Here is a 249-nt window from a genome sequence, read left to right on the forward strand (position 1 = left end):
TATCAATTGCAGCAGAACACATGCTGGCCAGCGCCAAATGGAAAGCCGTGAGCTGGCGCAGCGGGACGAAAGGTCGGCTGAAAGCCCGATTTGCTGCTCTCCGTGTCCGCACCGCCGACGGCCCTCCGCAGCGGATTTGGGATAAAGGTCAGCAGCATCTCCCGGGCGACGAAGCTTGGCTCATTGGCGAGCAACGTGCCTCAGGGGAGAAGAAATACTATCTTGCCAATCTCCCTGCGGCGACGGATC

Annotated in this window: 1 pseudogene; it reads left to right on the top strand. The window is 59.8% G+C overall.

From position 1 onward, the window contains the following. Positions 1-249, top strand: a pseudogene (locus FNJ47_RS47395) (IS701 family transposase); the annotation flags it as partial.

The organism is Bradyrhizobium uaiense (assembly GCF_010811875.1).
Classification (GTDB): domain Bacteria; phylum Pseudomonadota; class Alphaproteobacteria; order Rhizobiales; family Xanthobacteraceae; genus Bradyrhizobium; species Bradyrhizobium uaiense.